Raw genomic sequence first — 17749 nt, 5'->3', positions numbered from 1 at the left:
CGGACCATCTGCGGCAGCTTGCCTATCGCCTCAAGGCGTGATCGCGATGCCGATCCTCGCCGCTCATCGGCAACGGCCGATCGCCCTCGAGCAGGCGGGTGATCCGGGCGAAGCCGGCAAAAGCCTTTCTCGCTTCCTCGGCCGACATCCGGCCGGCCATGGCCGCAGCGCAGCAATTCACGGCGCACTGGTAAACCGGCCCGCGCCGCCCGGCCGGCCATTTTCGCAAGAATGCCATCGCTTCGGCAACGCTGTCGATCTCCTCCACGGGCTGTCCCTGTCCGCGCAAAATCCGCACGGGCGAAAAGAATTGCAAGCGGTCCATCATTTCCTCCCCGTCGACCGGATGCGTGCGATCGAACCCCACTAAACTCGCGAACCCGACTTTGGTTCCCGGCAAAACATGGCTTGGCCTGAAAAATGTTTGCTGGACGAGACGAGCAACGGTCGACGCGCCCGGCAGCTCCAATTGGGTGACATCTTGCCCCAATTGGGTGGCATCTTGCCATTGTACGGGAACGTTAGCGCGGCTGATGCATTTCGATGCCACGAACAGTCTTTTTGAGGGAAATGCCAAAACATGAGAATAGCCCATGTGGCGCCGCTCCATGAATCCGTGCCACCCCGGTTCTATGGAGGGACGGAGCGCATCGTCTCCTATCTGACCGAAGGATTGGTCGAGCTTGGCCATGACGTGACCCTGTTCGCCAGCGGCGATACCAAGACGTCGGCGAAATTGGTGGCGTGTCGCGAGCGCGCGCTCCGTCTCGATCCGCGCCCGCACAAATCCGAAACCGCGGCGCATCTCTCGATGCTCGCCGAGGTGAGGAGCCGTGCGCAACAGTTCGACATCATCCATTTCCATCTCAGCCACTTCCTGCATTTTCCTTTCTTCGAATACATGCCCGACCGGACGGTGACGACACCGCATGGCAGGCTCGACTATGTCGACCTGGCCCCGGCCTACGATCATTTTCCGCGCTTTCCGATGATCTCGATTTCGCGCAGCCAGAGAACCGGGCTACCCAGGGCAAATTGGCTGGCGACCATCCATCACGGGCTACCGATCAATATGTACGAGCCGACTTTCGAGACGGAGGTGGACGAGCCGTATCTGGCCTTTCTGGGCCGGCTGTCGCGCGACAAGCGCCCGGACCGTGCCATTGAGATCGCCTTGCGCTCCGGGCTGAAACTGAAGCTTGCGGCAAAGATCGGCGACGACGACCGCCCTTTTTTCCACGACACGATCGAGCCGCTGATCGACGGCGACCGTGTCGACTATATCGGCGAGATCGAAGAGGACAGAAAAGCGGAATTCCTCGGCAAGGCGGCCGGCCTGCTGTTTCCGATCGATTGGCCGGAGCCGTTCGGTCTTGCCGCGATAGAGGCTATGGCCTGTGGCACGCCGGTGATCGCCTGGAAATGCGGTGCCCTGCCGGAGATCATCGACCACGGCGTGACCGGTTTCCTTGTCGATACGGTCAATGCTGCGGTCGCCTCGATACCGGAATTGCTGCGCCTCGACAGGCGACAGGTGAGAGCCGTGTTCGAAAACCGTTTTTCTGCCACGAGAATGGCCCACGACTATGTGGCTGCCTATGTGCGCCTGATCGGTACTCCCGGTGAAGCGAGAGCGTCCTGATCGGCGTCATTGTGGACGTTGGAACGAAACGACAGAGCTTGTGACGTATGAATCAACTCGACGAGCGTAAGCTTGATCCCGCCGTAGCCCTTGCCTCCCTCGACGAGGTTGCGCCCCGGGAGCCGCACCGGCTGTTCGCCCTCAAGCAAGCCGACTGCTTCGCGGTGGCCGACGCCTATGGCGACATCCGCGGCGCCGGCGATGGCTTTTTCCGAGACGACACGCGTGTGCTTTCGGAATTCCGGCTGACGGTCGGTGGCCGGCAAATGTCGTTGCTCGGCGCCTCGCTCAGCCAGGACAATGTGCTTTTCACCTCGAACCTGACCAATCTGCCGATCCAGAGTGTCGGTGGTCGCGACATTCCGCAGGGCGCGATCCACATAGAACGCGTCAGGCTGCTTTGGCAGGACCGGCTGTTCGAGCGCATCACCCTTTCCAACTACAGCCAGGAATCGTCGGCCATTCGGGTTTCCTTGCATTTCGCAGCAGATTTCCGCGACATGTTCGAGGTGCGCGGTTCGACCCGGCTCAAGCGCGGAATAGCCCACGCCGCCGAGACCAGTCCGACATCCGTGGTGCTTCGATATGACGGGCTGGACCAACTCGTGCGCCTGTCGGCGATCTCGTTCTCGCAGGCGCCGGACAATTTGACCGCCAGCCGCGCGGATTTCCTGGTTGCGGTGACGAAGCGCAGCAGCGAGGTCCTCTATATCGAGGTCGGCCCGGAAGTGGCGGAGACACCCGACCGCGACCGTTTTCGGGCTGCAGCCGCCCGCGCTCGCTTCGGCATGCGCGCCAAACGCCGCCACGGCGCGACGGTGCACAGTTCTGGCCGCGTCTTCAACGACTGGATCGAACGCGCGCGCGCGGACGTGGCGCTGCTGACCACCGAGCTTGCAACCGGACCTTACCCCTATGCCGGCATACCCTGGTTCTCGACGGCATTTGGCCGTGACGGGGTGATTTCCGCATTGCAGATGCTGTGGTTGAATCCTGGGCTGGCGCGCGGCGTACTCGCCTTTCTCGCCCAGCATCAGGCGACCGAAACGTCGCCGTTCAGCGATTCGCAGCCCGGCAAGATCATGCACGAGACCCGCAAGGGCGAGATGGCGGCACTGCGGGAGCTCCCGTTCGGCCGCTATTACGGCGGCGTCGATACCACGCCGCTCTATATTCATCTCGCTTGCGCCTATGCGGATCGTACCGGCGACATGGCGTTCGTCGACAGCCTGTGGCCATCGCTCTGTGCAGCGGCCGAATGGACGGAGGAGACAAGCCGCGCGACCGGCTTCGTTACCTACCAGCGCGGCGCCGAGACCGGCCTTGCCAACCAGGGCTGGAAGGACAGTTTCGATTCCGTCTTCCATGCCGATGGCCGCATGCCCAAGGGGCCGATCGCCCTGGTCGAGGTGCAAGGCTACGTCTTTGCCGCGTTCCGTGGGCTGGCGGCGCTCGCCCGCCGCCGCGGCGAGGACGACAAGGCCGATCATTGGGAGGAACGCGCCGAAACCATGCGCGCCGCGGTGGAACGCCATTTCTGGATGGACGATCTCAATTTCTATGCACTGGCGATCGATGGTGCAGGCGAGCTCTGCAAGGTACGGACGTCGAATGCCGGCCATCTTCTCTTTGTCGGGCTGCCCGAGCCGGAACGGGCGCAGATGGTCGCCGATCAGCTGCTCTCCGCGTCGTTCCACTCTGGTTGGGGCGTGAGGACGCTGGCCGACGATGCGATATTCTTCAATCCGATGTCCTACCACAATGGTTCGATCTGGCCGCACGACACCGCCATGTGCGGTGCAGGCCTGGCACGTTATGGCGTGCGCGACAGCGTGGTTCGGCTGATGAGCGGCACGTTCGAATCGGCTGTCCATTTCAACATGCGGCTGCCGGAACTGTTCTGCGGCTTTACCCGGTCGCCGGGCGAAGCGCCCATCGCCTATCCCGTCGCGTGCCTGCCGCAAGCCTGGTCAGCGGGATCGGCCTTCATGCTGATGCAGGCCTGCCTTGGGCTCGAAATCGACGGCTGGAACAGCGAAATCCGGGTCACCCGCCCAAGGCTGCCGATCGGCATCGACACGCTGACATTGCGGCATCTGGGTGTCGGCTCGACAGTGGTCGACCTCACATTCCAGCGTGTCGGCGACCGGGTCGTCGCCTTTCTTGCCGACCGGTATGAGGGGATGGTGCCGCTCATCGTGCGCACTTGATGCCGCCGCGCTGCGGCGCATCGAAAATGACGCGCGCGTTGCAATCGTCCGGAACCGATAGCCTCTTTGTGCGTTGCAAAAATGGGCGGGGTGGGGACGCTGTCGTTGTCATACGGCGGCGAACCAGAAAACAAATAAAAAAAACGGCTATCGGCCGGCCGGAGGCGAGATCACATTCCATGTCAGATTATACTGTAAACCTGCTCTGGGTTTTGCTGATTGCAAGTTTTGGCTTTTCCGCTTTTGCCATTCTCCTGTCGATATCCCGCCAGCGCCGCGGTCGCGCAACGGCCGCCGCATACACGCCGAGCGAGGATGTCGCCTCGGAAGCGGCACGCAAGGTGCTGCGCGAGTTCGAAAAGAACGGCCAGTCCGCCGATGCGGCACTGGTCACGTGGTCGCCCGACACGTTGCGCAAGATCCTGGCCGACGACCTGCCGGACGCACAGGTCATCGTGGTGTCCAACCGCGAACCCTACATCCACAACATCAAGGACGACGGGGTCCAACTTTTGGTGCCGGCCAGCGGCCTGGTTTCGGCACTCGAGCCCATCACCCGCGCCTGTGCCGGCACCTGGATCGCCTATGGCGGCGGCACGGCAGACCGTCTCACCGTCGACAAGGACGACCGGGTGCAGGTGCCGCCAGGCAATCCGTCCTACACGCTGCGCAGGGTCTGGCTGACGGAGGAGGAATATCAGGGCTACTATCTGGGCTTCGCTAATGAGGGCCTATGGCCGCTTTGCCATATCGCCTTCACCCGCCCCGTGTTTCGCGCCTCGGACTGGGACGCCTACGAGGCCGTCAACCGCAAATTCGCCGATACGGTGGTTGCCGAAGCCCGCAACGAACGGCCGATCGTGCTGGTGCAGGACTATCATTTCGCGCTGCTGCCGCGCATGATCCGCCAGCGCCTGCCGGACGCGATAGTCATCACCTTCTGGCATATCCCGTGGCCTAATTCGGAAGTATTCAGCATCTGTCCGTGGCGTGAGCGGATCCTGGAAGGACTGCTCGGCAGTTCGATCATCGGCTTTCATACCCAATTCCATGCCAACAACTTCACCGAAAGTGTCGACCGCTTTCTGGAGAGCCGGATCGAACGGGCAGACGCGGCAATCTCCTATGGTGGGCAGACCACATTGGTCCACGCCTATCCCATTTCCATAGAATGGCCGGCCCAATTGCTGGCAAAACTGCCGTCTGTGGAGGAGTGCCGCGCCAGCGTGCGCGACAGATTCGGCCTGTCTGCGGATACCAAACTATGCGTTGGCGTCGAGCGCCTCGACTACACGAAAGGCATTCTCGATCGCTTCCATGCCTTGGACGAATTGTTCACGAGATATCCCGAATGGATAGGCAAGGTGGTTTTCCTGCAGATCGCCGCGCCGAGCCGGGGGACATTGCCCGCCTACCAGCAACTCCACGACGAATGCCGCCGCTGTGCCGAGGAGCTCAACCGGCGCTATGGCAGCGAGACATACAGCCCTATCCTGATGGTCGCCGAACATCATCGGCAGGAGCAGGTCTACGAGGTCTATCGTGCCGCCGACATCTGTATGGTCACCAGTCTGCATGACGGCATGAACCTTGTCGCCAAGGAATTCGTCGCAGCGCGCGACGACGAACAGGGCGTGCTTTTGCTCAGCACCTTCGCCGGTGCCTCGCGCGAATTGCTGGAAGCACTGATCGTCAACCCCTACGATGCGGCCATGATGAGCGAGGCGCTGTTGCAGGCGCTGACGATGACGCCGGAAGAGCAGCGCGAACGTTTGCGGCCGATGCGCGAGATGGTCCGCGACAACAATGTCTACCGCTGGGCCGGCAGCATGCTGCTGGACGCCGCGCGCCTGCGCAAACGCGGCGATCTCGACAGGGTGACCGGAACCGGCGAGCGCCCGCCATCGAACACCAACAACGTCATCTCGATGTTCGAGCGGGCTCGGAAGGCAGCGTCGTGAAAAGCTTTGAACAACCACCGGCGTTGAACCTGTCGGAAGGGCAATGGGCGCTCTTCCTCGACATCGACGGAACCCTGCTGGAACACGCTGCCCATCCCGACGCGGTGTTCGTCGGCGAGGAATTGCGCAATCTGCTCGAACGCATCGAGCGGCGGCTGGATGGTGCGGTCGCCTTCATCACCGGCCGATCGATTCCCGCCGTGGACAAGCTGTTCCACCCGCTGAAGCTGCGGATTGCCGGACTGTATGGGCTGGAGCACCGGCTGACGCCGAGCGGTCCGATCGATGCCGCCGACGCGCCGGCCGACATCGCCGCCCTTGCGGACGAGATCGAGGCCGAACTGGGCAGCGGCAAGGTCTATGTCGAGCGCAAGGGGCCGGTCCTTGCCGTTCATACAAGAGCAGCACCGCAACTGCTTGCACCCGCAATCCAGCTCGTCGAACAGGCATTGGCCCGGCTTCCGAAGGGTTATCGGGTGCTTCCGGGAAACGCCGGCGTCGAGCTCATGCCTTTGGAAGCCGTCAAAGGTGCTGCCATCCGGCGTTTCATGGACATTCCGCCCTTTGTTGGCCGGCGGCCGATATTCCTCGGAGACGATACATCGGACGAACACGGTTTCGAGGCGATCAATGAAATTGGCGGCATCTCCATCCGCGTGAAGCCGAACGGACCGACGGCCGCAACCTATGTCCTCGACGACGTGACGGGCGCAATAGCCTGGCTCGAGGCCAGTTTCGAGACGTCGGCGGTGGCCTGATCGCGCCGTGGCCCGGTTCAGCTGATCTTCCCGTCCACTATGTGAATGCGGCGATCCATGCGTGCGGCCATGTCGAGGTCATGCGTGACTGCCACGACCGTCTTGCCGCGTTCGCGCACCTGCAGGATTGTGAACACCTGCTCCGAGCTCTTGCTGTCGAGGCTCCCCGTCGGCTCGTCTGCCAGGATAGCCACCGACAGCGATGGAGGAGAGTTGATGAGTAGGAAATCGCGCGCTTCGACCGATGCCGTTCTCAAGGAACTACGCGCCTTCGGCCTCACCTATCCAGGCGCCGAGACAAAGAGTCCGTGGCCTGGTCACGACGATCTCGCGGTGAAAGGCAAGACCTTTGCTTATTTGAGCCTTGAAGGCGAACCGTTCAGCATCTCCCTCAAACTCCCCTACAGCGGCGACGAGGCGAGAAAGCTCCACTATGCGTCGCCGACGGAGTACGGCCTTGGCAAGAGCGGATGGGTGACGTTCGAACCAGCACCGGACGAACTGCCACCGATGGGACAACTGAAGTCATGGCTCGATGAGAGTTATCGCGCACAAGCGCCCAAAAAGCTTGCCGCCCTGATCACGCACAAGGTGGACTCTGGAGCTTAGGTCGAGCGATTGGTGTCACCCCACGAATCGCCGGCGCTAGAAGCTCAACGACGCCACGCCGATAAGCGCGTTTCTCATTGAATGACTTTAAGCCCAAAGCCGGCAAATCGTCTGCTTGCCGGTTCCCCTGCGTCAGGCTTAACCTGCGTGCCATGCGTGGAGGCGCGTGCGGTTGCAAGGGGAGGACATAGCAATGACAATACAAGGCGCATCACCGGACCTGTACAATGAGGATCTCGCTCCGGCGAAGGTTCGAAACTGGGGACCGTTCTCGATCTTCAACGTCTGGACGTCGGACGTCCACAGCCTGTGGGGCTACTATCTCGCTGCCAGCCTGTTCCTGTTCTGCGGCGGCTTCGTCAACTTCATCATCGCCATCGGTATCGGTTCGCTGATCATCTATGCGTTGATGAACATGGTCGGCTATGCCGGCGTGAAGACCGGGGTGCCCTACCCGGTCCTGGCGCGTGCCTCCTTCGGCATCTGGGGCGCCAACATACCGGCGCTGGTGCGCGCCATCGTCGCCTGCTTCTGGTACGGCGCGCAGACGGCGGCCGCCTCCGGGGCGATCGTAGCCCTGCTGATCCGCTCGCAATGGTTCGCCGACTTCAACCAGAGCACACATTTCCTCGGCCATTCCGGGCTCGAGGTGATCTGCTTCGCCGTCATCTGGGCGCTGCAACTCCTGATCATCCAGAAAGGCATGGAAACGGTGCGCCGCTTCCAGGATTGGGCCGGACCGGCGGTGTGGGTGATGATGCTGATCCTGGCGATCTATCTTTGCATCAAGGCAGGCACCTTCGCTTTCACCAGCGACATCCCGATGGATGTGCTGCTGGAAAAGACAAAGGACGCGGGCGTGCCGGGCACGCCGGGCTCCTGGACCTCGCTGTTTGCGGTGGCCGCGATCTGGGTGACCTATTTCTCCGCGCTCTATCTCAACTTCTGCGATTTCGCGCGCTACGCCCCCGACAAGGCATCGCTGCGCAAGGGCAACATCTGGGGCCTGCCGGTCAATCTTATCCTGTTCTCGCTGGTCGCCGGCGTTACGACGATCGCCGCCTTCGACGTCTATGGCGAGGTGCTGCTGCATCCCGACCAGATTTCGGCGAAATTCGACAGCTGGTTCCTGGCGGCGCTCGCAGCCCTGACCTTTGCGGTGGCGACGCTCGGCATCAATGTGGTGGCGAACTTCGTGTCGCCGGCCTTCGACTTCTCCAATGTCTTTCCACGCCAGATCGACTTCAAGAAGGGCGGCTACATCGCGGCGCTGATCGCGCTGGTGCTCTATCCATTCGCGCCCTGGGAAGGCAGTGCCGCCTCCTTCGTCAACATCATTGGCGCAACGATGGGGCCGATCTTCGGCGTGATGATGGTCGACTACTATCTGATCCGGAAGGGCGAGGTCGACGTCGAGGCGCTCTACAGGGAGAATGGCGAATTCCGCTTTCAGGGCGGCTGGCATGTCAATGCCTTCATCGCCGCCGGTATCGGCGCGGTCTTCTCCTCGATCCTGCCCAACTTCACCAGCCTGCTGCCGTCATGGTGGGGCGTCTATGGCTGGTTCTTCGGCGTGGCAATTGCCGGCGTCATCTACTACGTGCTGCGCACCATGGCACTCGGTGCCGGAGCCAGGATAGCCAAGGCCTGAGCGATTTGGGGCGGCGCGAGCCGCCCCGTTTATTCTGCGACCATCTCGGCCAGGCGGCGCACCGTATTCCAGTTGCGCGAGGTGCCGATGCCGAGACGTTTGTGACTGACCGCCGCAAGCAGCCGCGAACTCGGCGTCTCGCGGGAAAAGACGATCCAGATGTCGCCGCCGACAATCCGCAGCTTCTCGTCCTTGCCGGCATACGCCTCAAGCGCCGCGGCGGTCTCGGCGGGAACGGGCGCCCGCATCACGCGCACCGCCACCTGGTCCGCGGCCTCAGCCGATTCGGCTGGGAACGGATTGCTGGCCGCCATCCTCAGCCAGCCGTCGGCGCGGCGCACGATGATGTCGACGTGGCGGCCGAAAGTCTTTGCGAACGTCACCTCCAGCCGCTGCTCCAACGCCGCAAGTTCTGTTTCTTGCGCCTCGAAAACCAGATTGCCGGTCGCCACCAGCGTGCGCGGGTTATTCAGACCCAGGCCTTCGGCCATCGCCTTCAGATCGGACATGACGACCCGCCGCCCCTCGCCCAGGACAATGCTGTAGAGCAGCGCGACGTAAGTTTGCATGGGCGGCTAGTTAGACCAGCCGCGACTGCTCTACCGCCGCCTCGATGAAGCTGGCAAACAGCGGGTGCGGATCGAGCGGCCGGCTTTTCAACTCGGGATGGTACTGCACGCCGATGAACCAGGGGTGGTCGGGATATTCGACCGTTTCCGGTAGCACGCCGTCCGGCGACATGCCGGCAAACACCAGGCCGCAATCCTCGAGCCGCTCCTTATAGTCGACATTGACCTCGTAGCGGTGGCGATGGCGTTCGGAAATCTGGGTATCGCCATAGATCTCGGCGATCTTCGATCCCTTGGCGAGGTCGGCCTGGTAGGCACCGAGCCGCATGGTACCACCAAGGTCGCCGGTTTCCCTGCGCTTTTCCAGCATGTTGCCCTTCAGCCATTCGGTCATCAAGCCGACAACCGGCTCCTCGGTTGGACCAAACTCGGTCGATGATGCGTGCTCGACGCCGGCCAGCGAACGCGCCGCCTCGATGCAGGCCATCTGCATGCCGAAGCAGATGCCGAAATACGGCACCTTGCGTTCGCGCGCGAACTTCGCCGCCAGGATCTTGCCCTCCGAGCCGCGCTCGCCAAAACCGCCGGGGACGAGAATGCCATGGACCTTCTCCAGCCACGGCGCCGGGTCTTCCTTCTCGAATATCTCGCTTTCGATCCAGTCGAGCTTGACCTTGACCCGGTTGGCGAGGCCGCCATGCGACAGCGCCTCGATCAGCGATTTGTAGGCGTCCTTGAGGCCGGTATATTTGCCGACGACGGCAATGGTCACTTCGCCTTCCGGATTGTGGATGCGGTTGGACACCGCTTGCCACCGTTCCATGCGCGGCTTCGGCGCCGGATCGATGCCGAAGGCCGCCAGCACTTCCGAATCCAGCCCTTCATTGTGATAGGCCATCGGCACGTCGTAGATATGCGGGACGTCGAGCGCCTGGATGACGGCGCTTTCGCGGACATTGCAGAACAGCGACAGCTTTCTGCGCTCTTCCTTGGGGATCGGCCGGTCGGCGCGGACCAGCAGTATGTCGGGTGCGATGCCGATGCCGCGCAACTCCTTGACCGAATGCTGCGTCGGCTTGGTCTTCAGTTCGCCTGCCGTCGGAATGTAAGGCATCAAGGTCAGGTGGACGTAGACGGCGTTGTTGCGCGGCAGGTCGTTGCCGAGCTGGCGGATCGCCTCCAGGAACGGCATCGCTTCGATGTCGCCGACGGTGCCGCCGATCTCGCACAGCACGAAATCGTAGTCGTCATTGCCGTTGAGGACGAAATTCTTGATCTCGTCGGTGACGTGCGGAATGACCTGCACGGTAGCGCCGAGATAGTCGCCGCGCCGCTCGCGCTCGATGATGTTCTTATAGATGCGGCCGGTGGTGATGTTGTCCTGCTGGTTGGCCGAGCGGCCGGTGAAGCGCTCATAATGGCCAAGATCGAGATCGGTCTCGGCCCCGTCATCGGTCACGAAGACTTCGCCGTGCTGATAGGGCGACATCGTGCCGGGATCGACATTGAGATAGGGATCGAGCTTTTTGATGCGTGCGCGATAGCCCCGCGCCTGCAAGAGAGCCCCAAGGGCCGCTGCAGCAATGCCTTTTCCAAGTGAGGAAACCACGCCGCCTGTGATGAATACATATCGCGCCATGGGAGTCATCGCTTAACGCGGCCGAATTGATTCCGCCAGAGAAAAAACCGCCGCGAAGGCTTTTTCCCAAGAAGGCGCTCTGGTCGTTGGCGTATCAAAACAAAAGGGCCGGCGAGGCCGGCCCTTTTGGCACGATCTGTCAAAGCGTCAGATGATGACGACTTTGGTGCCTACTTTCACCCGGCGGTAAAGGTCCATGACGTGCTCGTTGATCATACGGAAGCAGCCATTGGAGGCGCTGGTTCCGATTGACTGCGGCGCGATGGTGCCGTGAATGCGCAGGTGGGTATCTTTCTTGCCGTCGTAAAGATAGATGGCGCGCGCACCGAGCGGATTGTCGCCGCCGCCGGGCATGCCGTCCTTGTACTGGCCATAGTGCTTGGGTTCGCGCTTTTGCATATCCAGCGTCGGAATCCAGCGCGGCCATTCCTGCTTGTCGCCGACGGCAACCGTACCCTTGAACTGCAGGCCTTCCCGGCCGACCGCGATGGCATAACGGCGGGCGGTTGACGATGATTCGACGAGGTAGAGACGACGGGCGCTGGTATCGATGACGATGGTGCCGGGGTTGTAGCCGGTGAATTCGACCTCCTGCGGCACGAATTCCGGCTTGACCTTGAACTGCCGCTTGGCCTGCTTCCTTTCGAGCGCGGCGTCGAGCGCGCGTGTTTCCGGAAGCAGCGACATCGACGAAGAGGATGTGCCGCCGAACAGTCCCGCGAACAGCCCGACGCTCTGCGGCTTCTGCCCGACCGGTTCGCTGCGCAACTCGCCATTGTTGCCGGTCAGCGCAACGTTCATGGCCTCGGCCGGGATCGGCTCGGCCGACTGGATCGGCGCAATGGGCGTAATCGGTTCGATGATGTTGACGGTCTTCTTCTTGGCCGGCGTGGCGTCAGCCACCTTGGCCGTTGCGAGCGGCTGGCTCTTCTTGGCAAGGAACGCCTGCCGTTCCGCATCGGCTTTGGCTTTCGCCGCCTCGCGCATCGCCAGCTTCCTGGCTTCGAGTGCCTTGGCGCGAGCGGCGTCCTTGTCGGCTGCGATCTTGGCTTCGATCTTGCGGATCTGCGCAAGGTCGTCCGGCGTCGGATCTTTCTTCTTCTTGAGAAGCTTCAATTGCGCTGCATCGCTTTTGGCAGCGACCTTGACGACGTCGGTTGTTGTTGCGGCTTTGTGGGCCGAGTTTGCCGTCGGCATGGCCGCGTAAGCGGGCGCACCTAGGCTGAGCACGGCACAAAGGCCGGCAAAAATGAAGCTGCGAAGCTGCATGGGGAAGATCCGATCGTTCAATGCTTGTTGCCCACGGCGTCGCCCGGCGCCCCCCAAGGACGCCGAGAATGCCGCGTGCAACGTATAATCGATTAGCCGGAAGCGCCTCAAGCGTGAGGCGCAGTCGAATCTTCATGATCGTGCGGCATTTGCCGCGACTGTGTTCAAACGACAACAGATCGCGGCATAAGTTGCCCTATTACTGGTTGGGGACCTGCGGCGTAGCCGGCGCGGTGGCGCCGTTTGTCGCTGGCGGCGTCGCCGGAGCGGTTGCCGGCGGCGTTGCTGCCGCGCCATTGCCGGACGGCGGGGTCGGCGCCGTGGTGCCTGAAGGCGGCGTCGGCGTCGTGGTTCCAGGCAATTGGTTGAGTACGCCCTTGCCTGCTCCGTCCGAGGTCGCCGGCACGCGATCGAGAATGTCGATCGGCTTCTCGCCATAGCGCGCAACGATCGACAGTGTCAGCGAGGTGACGAAGAAAGCGGCAGCCAGGATCGCCGTCGCCCGCGTCAGCGCATTGGCGGCGCCACGCGCGGTCATGAAGCCCGATCCGCCGCCGATGCCGAGGCCGCCGCCTTCGGAGCGCTGCAGCAGCACCACGCCGACAAGCGCGAGCACGACCATGAGGTGGACGACGATCAGTACGGTTTCCATAATTTACCCTGGCAAGGCCTTGTGCGGCCGCTGATTTGGAGGCGGCTCAATACAATGCTTTGACGGCATTTCCAAGCCCGTGGCCGGAATATGGGAAGCAATGCGTCCTTTGCAACGATTTCGACGTCGGCCGTCCGCTCAAATGCAGCAACCAGCCCTTGTATCAAGCGATGTTTCGATAGGCTTCCGCGATGCCGAGGAAGTCCGCCGCCTTTAGGCTGGCGCCGCCGACCAGCGCGCCATCGACATTCCTGACGCCGAGCAACTCGATGGCGTTGGACGGCTTGACCGAGCCGCCGTAGAGAATGCGCATCTTGGCCGCCGTATTGCCGAGCTTCCGTGCCAGTTCTTCGCGGATATGCGCATGTGCCTCGGCGACGTCGGCGGCGGTCGGGGTCAAGCCGGTCCCAATCGCCCATATTGGCTCATAGGCAATGACGGTGTTGGAAGCCGTGGCGTTTGGCGGGACCGAGCCAGCGACCTGGCGCGACAGCACGTCGAGCGTGGCTCCTGCTTCTCGTTCGGCTCTTGTCTCACCAATGCAGATGATGGCCACCAGCCCGGCGCGCCATGCGGCGGAGGCCTTGGCCTGGACCAAGGCATCGTCCTCCTTGCGATCGGCGCGGCATTCGGAATGGCCGACGATGACATGGCTGGCACCTGCATCTTTCAGCATCTCGGCCGAAATGCAGCCGGTATAGGCGCCGCTTTCCTTGGTGTGGCAATCCTCTCCGCCGGCCCGCACCGGCGTGCGCGACAGAATCTCGGCGGCGTGCGCAAGCAAGGTCGCCGGCACGCAGACCACCGCTTCGGTCTCGGCGTCGAGCCCACTCATGAAGCCGTTGCCGATCATCCTGAGCTCGTTGAGCGAGGCGCTGGTGCCGTTCATTTTCCAGTTGCCGGCGACGAGCGGGCGGATTCCAGTGGTCATGGGATTTGTTTCTCCGGGCAATTTCCAGCTGGCCCTCACTATCAAAATCAGGCCACAAAGCAATCGACAGTGGGCAGGAAGGGCGCTATTGCGCTTGTTTCAGACTCGGCGCATGCGAAATGCGCAAAAATCGGAAGTACTCATGCTTGGTATGTTGAGAAGCGCGGCGGGGACCTGGGTCGCGAAACTGCTGCTGTCATTGTTGGTGTTGAGCTTCGCCATCTGGGGCATCTCGGGGCGGCTGATGGGCGGTCTTGCCGGCCATGACGCCGTGATTACGGCCGGAGGCACCAAGGTCTCGATCAACGAATACCGCCTCGCCTACGATCGCCAGCTCAGCGTCATGTCGCAGCAATTCGGCCAGCGCATCAGCCGTGAGCAAGCGACGGCGCTCGGCATCGACAACCAGGTGCTGGCGCAACTCGTGTCGGGTGCCGTCCTCGACGAGCAGGCCCGCAAGCTCGGCCTCGGCCTGTCCAAGGACCGGCTCGCCGAACTGACGCGTGAAGACCCGGCGTTCAAAGGGCCTGCCGGAACCTTCGACAGGAGAACCTTCGAGTACCTGCTTCGGCAGGTCGGCATGCGGCCGGAAGACTATTTGAAGAACCGCGCCCAGGTCGCGGTCCGCCAGCAGATCGTCGAGGCGGTTTCGGACGGCCTCAAGGCCCCGGATACATTCTTCAAGGCGGTCGCGCTCTATCGCGGCGAAGATCGCACCATCGACTACCTGACCTTGCCGAAATCGCTGGTCGAACCGATAGAAGCGCCGTCCGACAGCGCGCTTTCGGCCTATTTCGAGGAAAACAAGAAAACCTACGCCGCTCCCGAATACCGTAAGTTCTCCTATGTCAGGCTCGAACCGGAAGACATCATGGATTTGAGCGCGGTGACCGACCAACAGGTCAGCGACGACTACAATAAGAACAAGGCGCGCTACACCACGCCGGAGATGCGCACCATCGAGCAGCTTGTGTTCAAGACACCTGATGCCGCAAAGGCGGCGCTCGATTCGCTCAGGACCGGCGCGACCTTCGACAAGATCGTCGCTGCCGAAGGCAAGACGCCGGCAGACACGCTGCTCGGCACGCTGGCCAAGGACAAGATCGCCGACAAGGCGGTCGCCGATGCTGCCTTCAAACTAAACGTCAATGAGGTCAGCCCGGTCGTACAGGGCGCCTTTGGTCCCGTTCTGCTGCGCGTCACCGAGATCAAGCCCGAAGTGGTGAAGCCGCTGGCCGAAGTGTCCGAGCAGATCCGCAAGGACCTGGCACTGGGCGAGGCAAGCCGCATCTTGCTGGACGTGCACGACAATTACGAGGATACGCGCGCCTCGGGCAGTTCGCTCGCCGAGGCTGCCGCCAAATTGAAGCTGAAGGTCGTCACCATCGATGCCATCGACCGCACCGGCCAACGGCCGGATGGAAGCATCGTCAAAGACCTGCCGGAATCGCCGGCACTGATCAAGGCGGTGTTCGAATCCGAACCCGGAACCGACAATGAAGGCCTCACCACCGCCGATAACGGCTTCGTCTTCTACGACGTGAGCGCGATCACGCCTGCCCGCGACCGCACATTGGACGAAGTCCGCCAGAAGGTCGTGGCCGACTGGACCGCGGCGGAGACCACCAAACGGCTCACCGCAAAAGCACAGGAGCTCGAGAAGCGTCTCAAGGCTGGCGTCACGCTCGAGGTGATCGCCGGTGAGCTCAAGCTCGAAAAGCAGACCAAGCGCGGCGTCAAGCGCGATGCGGACGACGTCGATTTCGGCAAGGAAGGCGCCGCCGCGATGTTCGGCGTCGGCGAAGGCGGCACCGGGCTGATCCCCTCGCCCGCGGGCGACGGACAGATCCTGTTCAAGGTTGCCGAGGTGTTCGAGCCTGCCGGGGCCGATGCCAGCTCAGTGCCCCAGGACGCACAGAAGTCCTTCACCTCCGGCATGTCCGACGACCTGCTCGACCAGTTGGTGGCGCAGTTGCAGACGCAATATGACGTCCGCATCGATCAGGCGGCCGTAACCCAAGCCCTGGCCAGATGAGCGCGCTGAAGATCCACATCGCCAAGGTCGCCGCCGGCAGCGCTCTTTCCTTCGAGGAGGCACGCGAGGCCTTCGACATCATCATGTCCGGCGATGCTACCCCCGGCCAGATCGGCGGCTTCCTGATGGCATTGCGCGTGCGCGGTGAGACCGTCAGCGAGATCGCCGGCGCCGTCGCCACCATGCGCGCCAAGATGCTGCGTGTCGAAGCTCCCGAGGGTGCCATCGACATTGTCGGCACCGGCGGCGACAATTCGCACAGCGTCAACATTTCGACCGCATCCGCTTTCGTCATCGCCGGCAGCGGCGTGCCCGTCGCCAAGCACGGCAATCGCGGACTGTCCTCGCTGACCGGCGCCGCCGATGTGCTAATCGCATTGGGCGTCAAGATCGACATCCCTCCGGAGACGATCGGCCGCTGCATCCACGAGGCCGGCGTTGGCTTCATGTTCGCGCCGGCGCATCACCCGGCGATGAAGCATGTCGGCCCGACCCGGGTCGAGCTCGGAACCCGCACCATCTTCAACCTGCTGGGCCCGCTTTCCAATCCGGCGAGTGTCAGACGGCAGATGGTCGGCGTGTTCCTGCCCGAATGGATCATGCCGGTGGCAGAAACGTTGAAGGAACTTGGTGCCGACCATGCCTGGATCGTCCATGGCGACGGCTATGACGAGATCACCACCACCGGCGAGACACTTGTCGCCGAACTGGCCGGCGGCGAGATCCGCAGCTTTACGCTGACCCCGGAAGCCGTCGGACTGAAGCGGCACACCAAGGACGAGTTGCGCGGCGGCGACGCCGCCCACAACGCCCAGGCACTGCGCGACATGCTGGGCGGCGCCGCCGGCGCCTTTCGCGATACGGTGCTGATGAATGCCGGCGCCGGGCTGGTGGTGGCCGGCAAAGCGACGACCCTCGCCGACGGCATGGTAACGGCGGCGCAGGCCATCGACAGCGGCCGCGCGCTGAAAGTGCTCGACAGGCTGATCGAGATTTCGAACGGTTAAACCATGTCCGACATCCTGCGCAAGATCGAGGCTTACAAGCGCGACGAGATCACGGCGGCCAAGGCACGCGTGTCATTGGCCGAGATCAAGGCACGGGCGACGGATGCCGACGCGCCGCGCGGCTTTCTTTCCGCCCTTGAAGCAAAGCGCAAATCCGACAGGTTCGCGCTGATTGCCGAAATCAAGAAGGCTAGCCCATCCAAAGGCCTGATCCGCGCCGATTTTGATCCGCCGGCGCTGGCCAGGGCCTATGCGAAGGGCGGTGCCGCCTGCCTTTCGGTGCTGACCGACGCACCCTCCTTCCAAGGCGCGCCCGAATTCCTCACCACTGCGCGCGCTGCCGTCGAACTGCCTGCCTTGCGCAAGGATTTCCTGTTCGACCCCTACCAGGTCTACGAGGCCCGGGCATGGGGCGCCGATGCCATCCTGATCATCATGGCCAGCGTCGACGACGCGTTGGCAAGAGAACTCGAAGCGACAGCGTTCGGGCTCGGCATGGACGCGCTGGTCGAAGTGCATGACGAGGCTGAAATGGAACGCGCGCTGCAGCTGTCGTCGCGGCTGATCGGAATCAACAACCGCAATCTCCGGACCTTCGAAACCAGCCTGCAGACCTCGGAGCGGCTGGCAGCGATGGTGCCGGCCGACCGCCATCTGGTCAGCGAGAGCGGTATCTTTTCGCACGACGATTGCCGCCGGCTGGAGCAGAGCGGCATTGCGACTTTCCTGGTCGGCGAGAGCCTGATGCGCCAGCAGGACGTGGCCGCGGCAACGCGCCTGCTGTTGACGGGCAAGGCGCCGGCAGAGGCCGTTTGA

The 17749-nt window shown here is 62.6% G+C and carries 15 protein-coding genes and 1 pseudogene; 9 read left to right on the top strand and 7 right to left on the bottom strand.

What is annotated here, in order from left to right; genetic code table 11:
• Nucleotides 1–22: 22 nt before the first annotated feature.
• The gene (locus NKH30_RS33230; RefSeq protein WP_502911498.1) at nucleotides 23–595 is read right to left on the bottom strand and encodes a DUF982 domain-containing protein; all 573 of its coding nucleotides are present in this window, start codon (nucleotides 593–595) and stop codon (nucleotides 23–25) included.
• Between NKH30_RS33230 and NKH30_RS21780 the strand changes: the two genes are divergently transcribed.
• The 4 genes from NKH30_RS21780 to otsB all read left to right on the top strand — a co-directional run bounded on the left by NKH30_RS21780 (nucleotide 581) and on the right by otsB (nucleotide 6571).
• Nucleotides 581–1642: a glycosyltransferase family 4 protein gene (locus NKH30_RS21780; RefSeq protein WP_352996995.1), complete on the top strand. Its 1062-nt coding sequence runs from the start codon at nucleotides 581–583 to the stop codon at nucleotides 1640–1642. The genes NKH30_RS33230 and NKH30_RS21780 overlap by 15 nt on opposite strands.
• A gap of 47 nt (nucleotides 1643–1689) precedes the next feature.
• Entirely contained in the window at nucleotides 1690–3852 is a 2163-nt protein-coding gene (locus NKH30_RS21775; RefSeq protein WP_352540550.1) for an amylo-alpha-1,6-glucosidase, read from the top strand.
• 179 nt (nucleotides 3853–4031) lie between these two features.
• Nucleotides 4032–5813: an alpha,alpha-trehalose-phosphate synthase (UDP-forming) gene (locus tag NKH30_RS21770; RefSeq protein ID WP_023674969.1), complete on the top strand. Its 1782-nt coding sequence runs from the start codon at nucleotides 4032–4034 to the stop codon at nucleotides 5811–5813.
• A complete protein-coding gene (otsB, locus tag NKH30_RS21765; RefSeq protein ID WP_031211298.1) occupies nucleotides 5810–6571 on the top strand; it encodes a trehalose-phosphatase in 762 nt (253 codons plus the stop codon). Before NKH30_RS21770 ends, otsB begins: the two co-directional genes overlap by 4 nt.
• 17 nt (nucleotides 6572–6588) lie before the next feature.
• On the opposite strand, the pseudogene NKH30_RS21760 reads toward otsB, so the two are convergent.
• A pseudogene (locus tag NKH30_RS21760) lies at nucleotides 6589–6792 on the bottom strand (ABC transporter ATP-binding protein); the annotation flags it as partial.
• Between NKH30_RS21760 and NKH30_RS21755 the strand changes: the two are divergent.
• The gene (locus tag NKH30_RS21755; protein ID WP_352474256.1) at nucleotides 6788–7180 is read left to right on the top strand and encodes an MmcQ/YjbR family DNA-binding protein; all 393 of its coding nucleotides are present in this window, start codon (nucleotides 6788–6790) and stop codon (nucleotides 7178–7180) included. The pseudogene NKH30_RS21760 and the gene NKH30_RS21755 overlap by 5 nt on opposite strands.
• Before the next feature lie 193 nt (nucleotides 7181–7373).
• Nucleotides 7374–8831 carry an NCS1 family nucleobase:cation symporter-1 gene (locus NKH30_RS21750; RefSeq protein ID WP_352474257.1) on the top strand — a complete coding sequence of 486 codons (1458 nt, stop codon included), beginning with the start codon at nucleotides 7374–7376 and terminating at the stop codon, nucleotides 8829–8831.
• Between the two features lie 29 nt (nucleotides 8832–8860).
• On the opposite strand, the gene NKH30_RS21745 is transcribed toward NKH30_RS21750, so the two are convergent.
• From NKH30_RS21745 to tpiA, 5 genes are all read right to left on the bottom strand, one after another.
• A complete protein-coding gene (locus NKH30_RS21745; protein WP_352474258.1) occupies nucleotides 8861–9400 on the bottom strand; it encodes a DUF1697 domain-containing protein in 540 nt (179 codons plus the stop codon).
• Between the two features lie 10 nt (nucleotides 9401–9410).
• Nucleotides 9411–11039 (bottom strand): CTP synthase, encoded by a 1629-nt coding sequence (gene pyrG / locus NKH30_RS21740; protein ID WP_352448839.1) that lies wholly within the window; start codon nucleotides 11037–11039, stop codon nucleotides 9411–9413.
• Nucleotides 11040–11186: 147 nt separating this feature from the next.
• Complete coding sequence (locus tag NKH30_RS21735; RefSeq protein WP_352815643.1) at nucleotides 11187–12308, bottom strand: L,D-transpeptidase; 1122 nt, start codon at nucleotides 12306–12308, stop codon at nucleotides 11187–11189.
• Nucleotides 12309–12507: 199 nt separating this feature from the next.
• Nucleotides 12508–12960 (bottom strand): preprotein translocase subunit SecG, encoded by a 453-nt coding sequence (gene secG / locus NKH30_RS21730; protein ID WP_352919642.1) that lies wholly within the window; start codon nucleotides 12958–12960, stop codon nucleotides 12508–12510.
• Nucleotides 12961–13123: 163 nt separating this feature from the next.
• Entirely contained in the window at nucleotides 13124–13891 is a 768-nt protein-coding gene (gene tpiA, locus NKH30_RS21725; protein ID WP_352795442.1) for a triose-phosphate isomerase, read from the bottom strand.
• A 142-nt stretch (nucleotides 13892–14033) separates the two neighbouring features.
• On the opposite strand from tpiA, the gene NKH30_RS21720 reads away from it, so the two are divergent.
• From NKH30_RS21720 to trpC, 3 genes are read left to right on the top strand one after another with little or no spacing between them, the layout of a single operon-like run.
• Nucleotides 14034–15926 (top strand): SurA N-terminal domain-containing protein, encoded by a 1893-nt coding sequence (locus NKH30_RS21720; RefSeq protein WP_352996993.1) that lies wholly within the window; start codon nucleotides 14034–14036, stop codon nucleotides 15924–15926.
• On the top strand, nucleotides 15923–16933 hold the full coding sequence (gene trpD, locus NKH30_RS21715) for an anthranilate phosphoribosyltransferase (protein WP_352616138.1): 1011 nt from the start codon (nucleotides 15923–15925) through the stop codon (nucleotides 16931–16933). The genes NKH30_RS21720 and trpD overlap by 4 nt, the downstream gene beginning before the upstream one ends.
• A 3-nt stretch (nucleotides 16934–16936) precedes the next feature.
• Entirely contained in the window at nucleotides 16937–17749 is an 813-nt protein-coding gene (gene trpC / locus NKH30_RS21710) for an indole-3-glycerol phosphate synthase TrpC (protein ID WP_352996991.1), read from the top strand.

This window comes from Mesorhizobium sp. M1273, assembly GCF_040318195.1.
Taxonomy (GTDB): Bacteria; Pseudomonadota; Alphaproteobacteria; order Rhizobiales; family Rhizobiaceae; genus Mesorhizobium.
This window is presented reverse-complemented; position numbering and strand designations above follow the sequence as displayed.

Coding starts and splice junctions, on each gene's coding strand:
- NKH30_RS21780 (WP_352996995.1), top strand. CDS start 581: ATGAGAATAGCCCATGTGGCGCCGCTCCATGAATCCGTGCCACCCCGG.
- NKH30_RS33230 (WP_502911498.1), bottom strand. CDS start 595: ATGGGCTATTCTCATGTTTTGGCATTTCCCTCAAAAAGACTGTTCGTG.
- NKH30_RS21775 (WP_352540550.1), top strand. CDS start 1,690: ATGAATCAACTCGACGAGCGTAAGCTTGATCCCGCCGTAGCCCTTGCC.
- NKH30_RS21770 (WP_023674969.1), top strand. CDS start 4,032: ATGTCAGATTATACTGTAAACCTGCTCTGGGTTTTGCTGATTGCAAGT.
- NKH30_RS21755 (WP_352474256.1), top strand. CDS start 6,788: ATGAGTAGGAAATCGCGCGCTTCGACCGATGCCGTTCTCAAGGAACTA.
- NKH30_RS21750 (WP_352474257.1), top strand. CDS start 7,374: ATGACAATACAAGGCGCATCACCGGACCTGTACAATGAGGATCTCGCT.
- NKH30_RS21745 (WP_352474258.1), bottom strand. CDS start 9,400: ATGCAAACTTACGTCGCGCTGCTCTACAGCATTGTCCTGGGCGAGGGG.
- pyrG (WP_352448839.1), bottom strand. CDS start 11,039: ATGGCGCGATATGTATTCATCACAGGCGGCGTGGTTTCCTCACTTGGA.
- NKH30_RS21735 (WP_352815643.1), bottom strand. CDS start 12,308: ATGCAGCTTCGCAGCTTCATTTTTGCCGGCCTTTGTGCCGTGCTCAGC.
- secG (WP_352919642.1), bottom strand. CDS start 12,960: ATGGAAACCGTACTGATCGTCGTCCACCTCATGGTCGTGCTCGCGCTT.
- tpiA (WP_352795442.1), bottom strand. CDS start 13,891: ATGACCACTGGAATCCGCCCGCTCGTCGCCGGCAACTGGAAAATGAAC.
- NKH30_RS21720 (WP_352996993.1), top strand. CDS start 14,034: ATGCTTGGTATGTTGAGAAGCGCGGCGGGGACCTGGGTCGCGAAACTG.
- trpD (WP_352616138.1), top strand. CDS start 15,923: ATGAGCGCGCTGAAGATCCACATCGCCAAGGTCGCCGCCGGCAGCGCT.
- trpC (WP_352996991.1), top strand. CDS start 16,937: ATGTCCGACATCCTGCGCAAGATCGAGGCTTACAAGCGCGACGAGATC.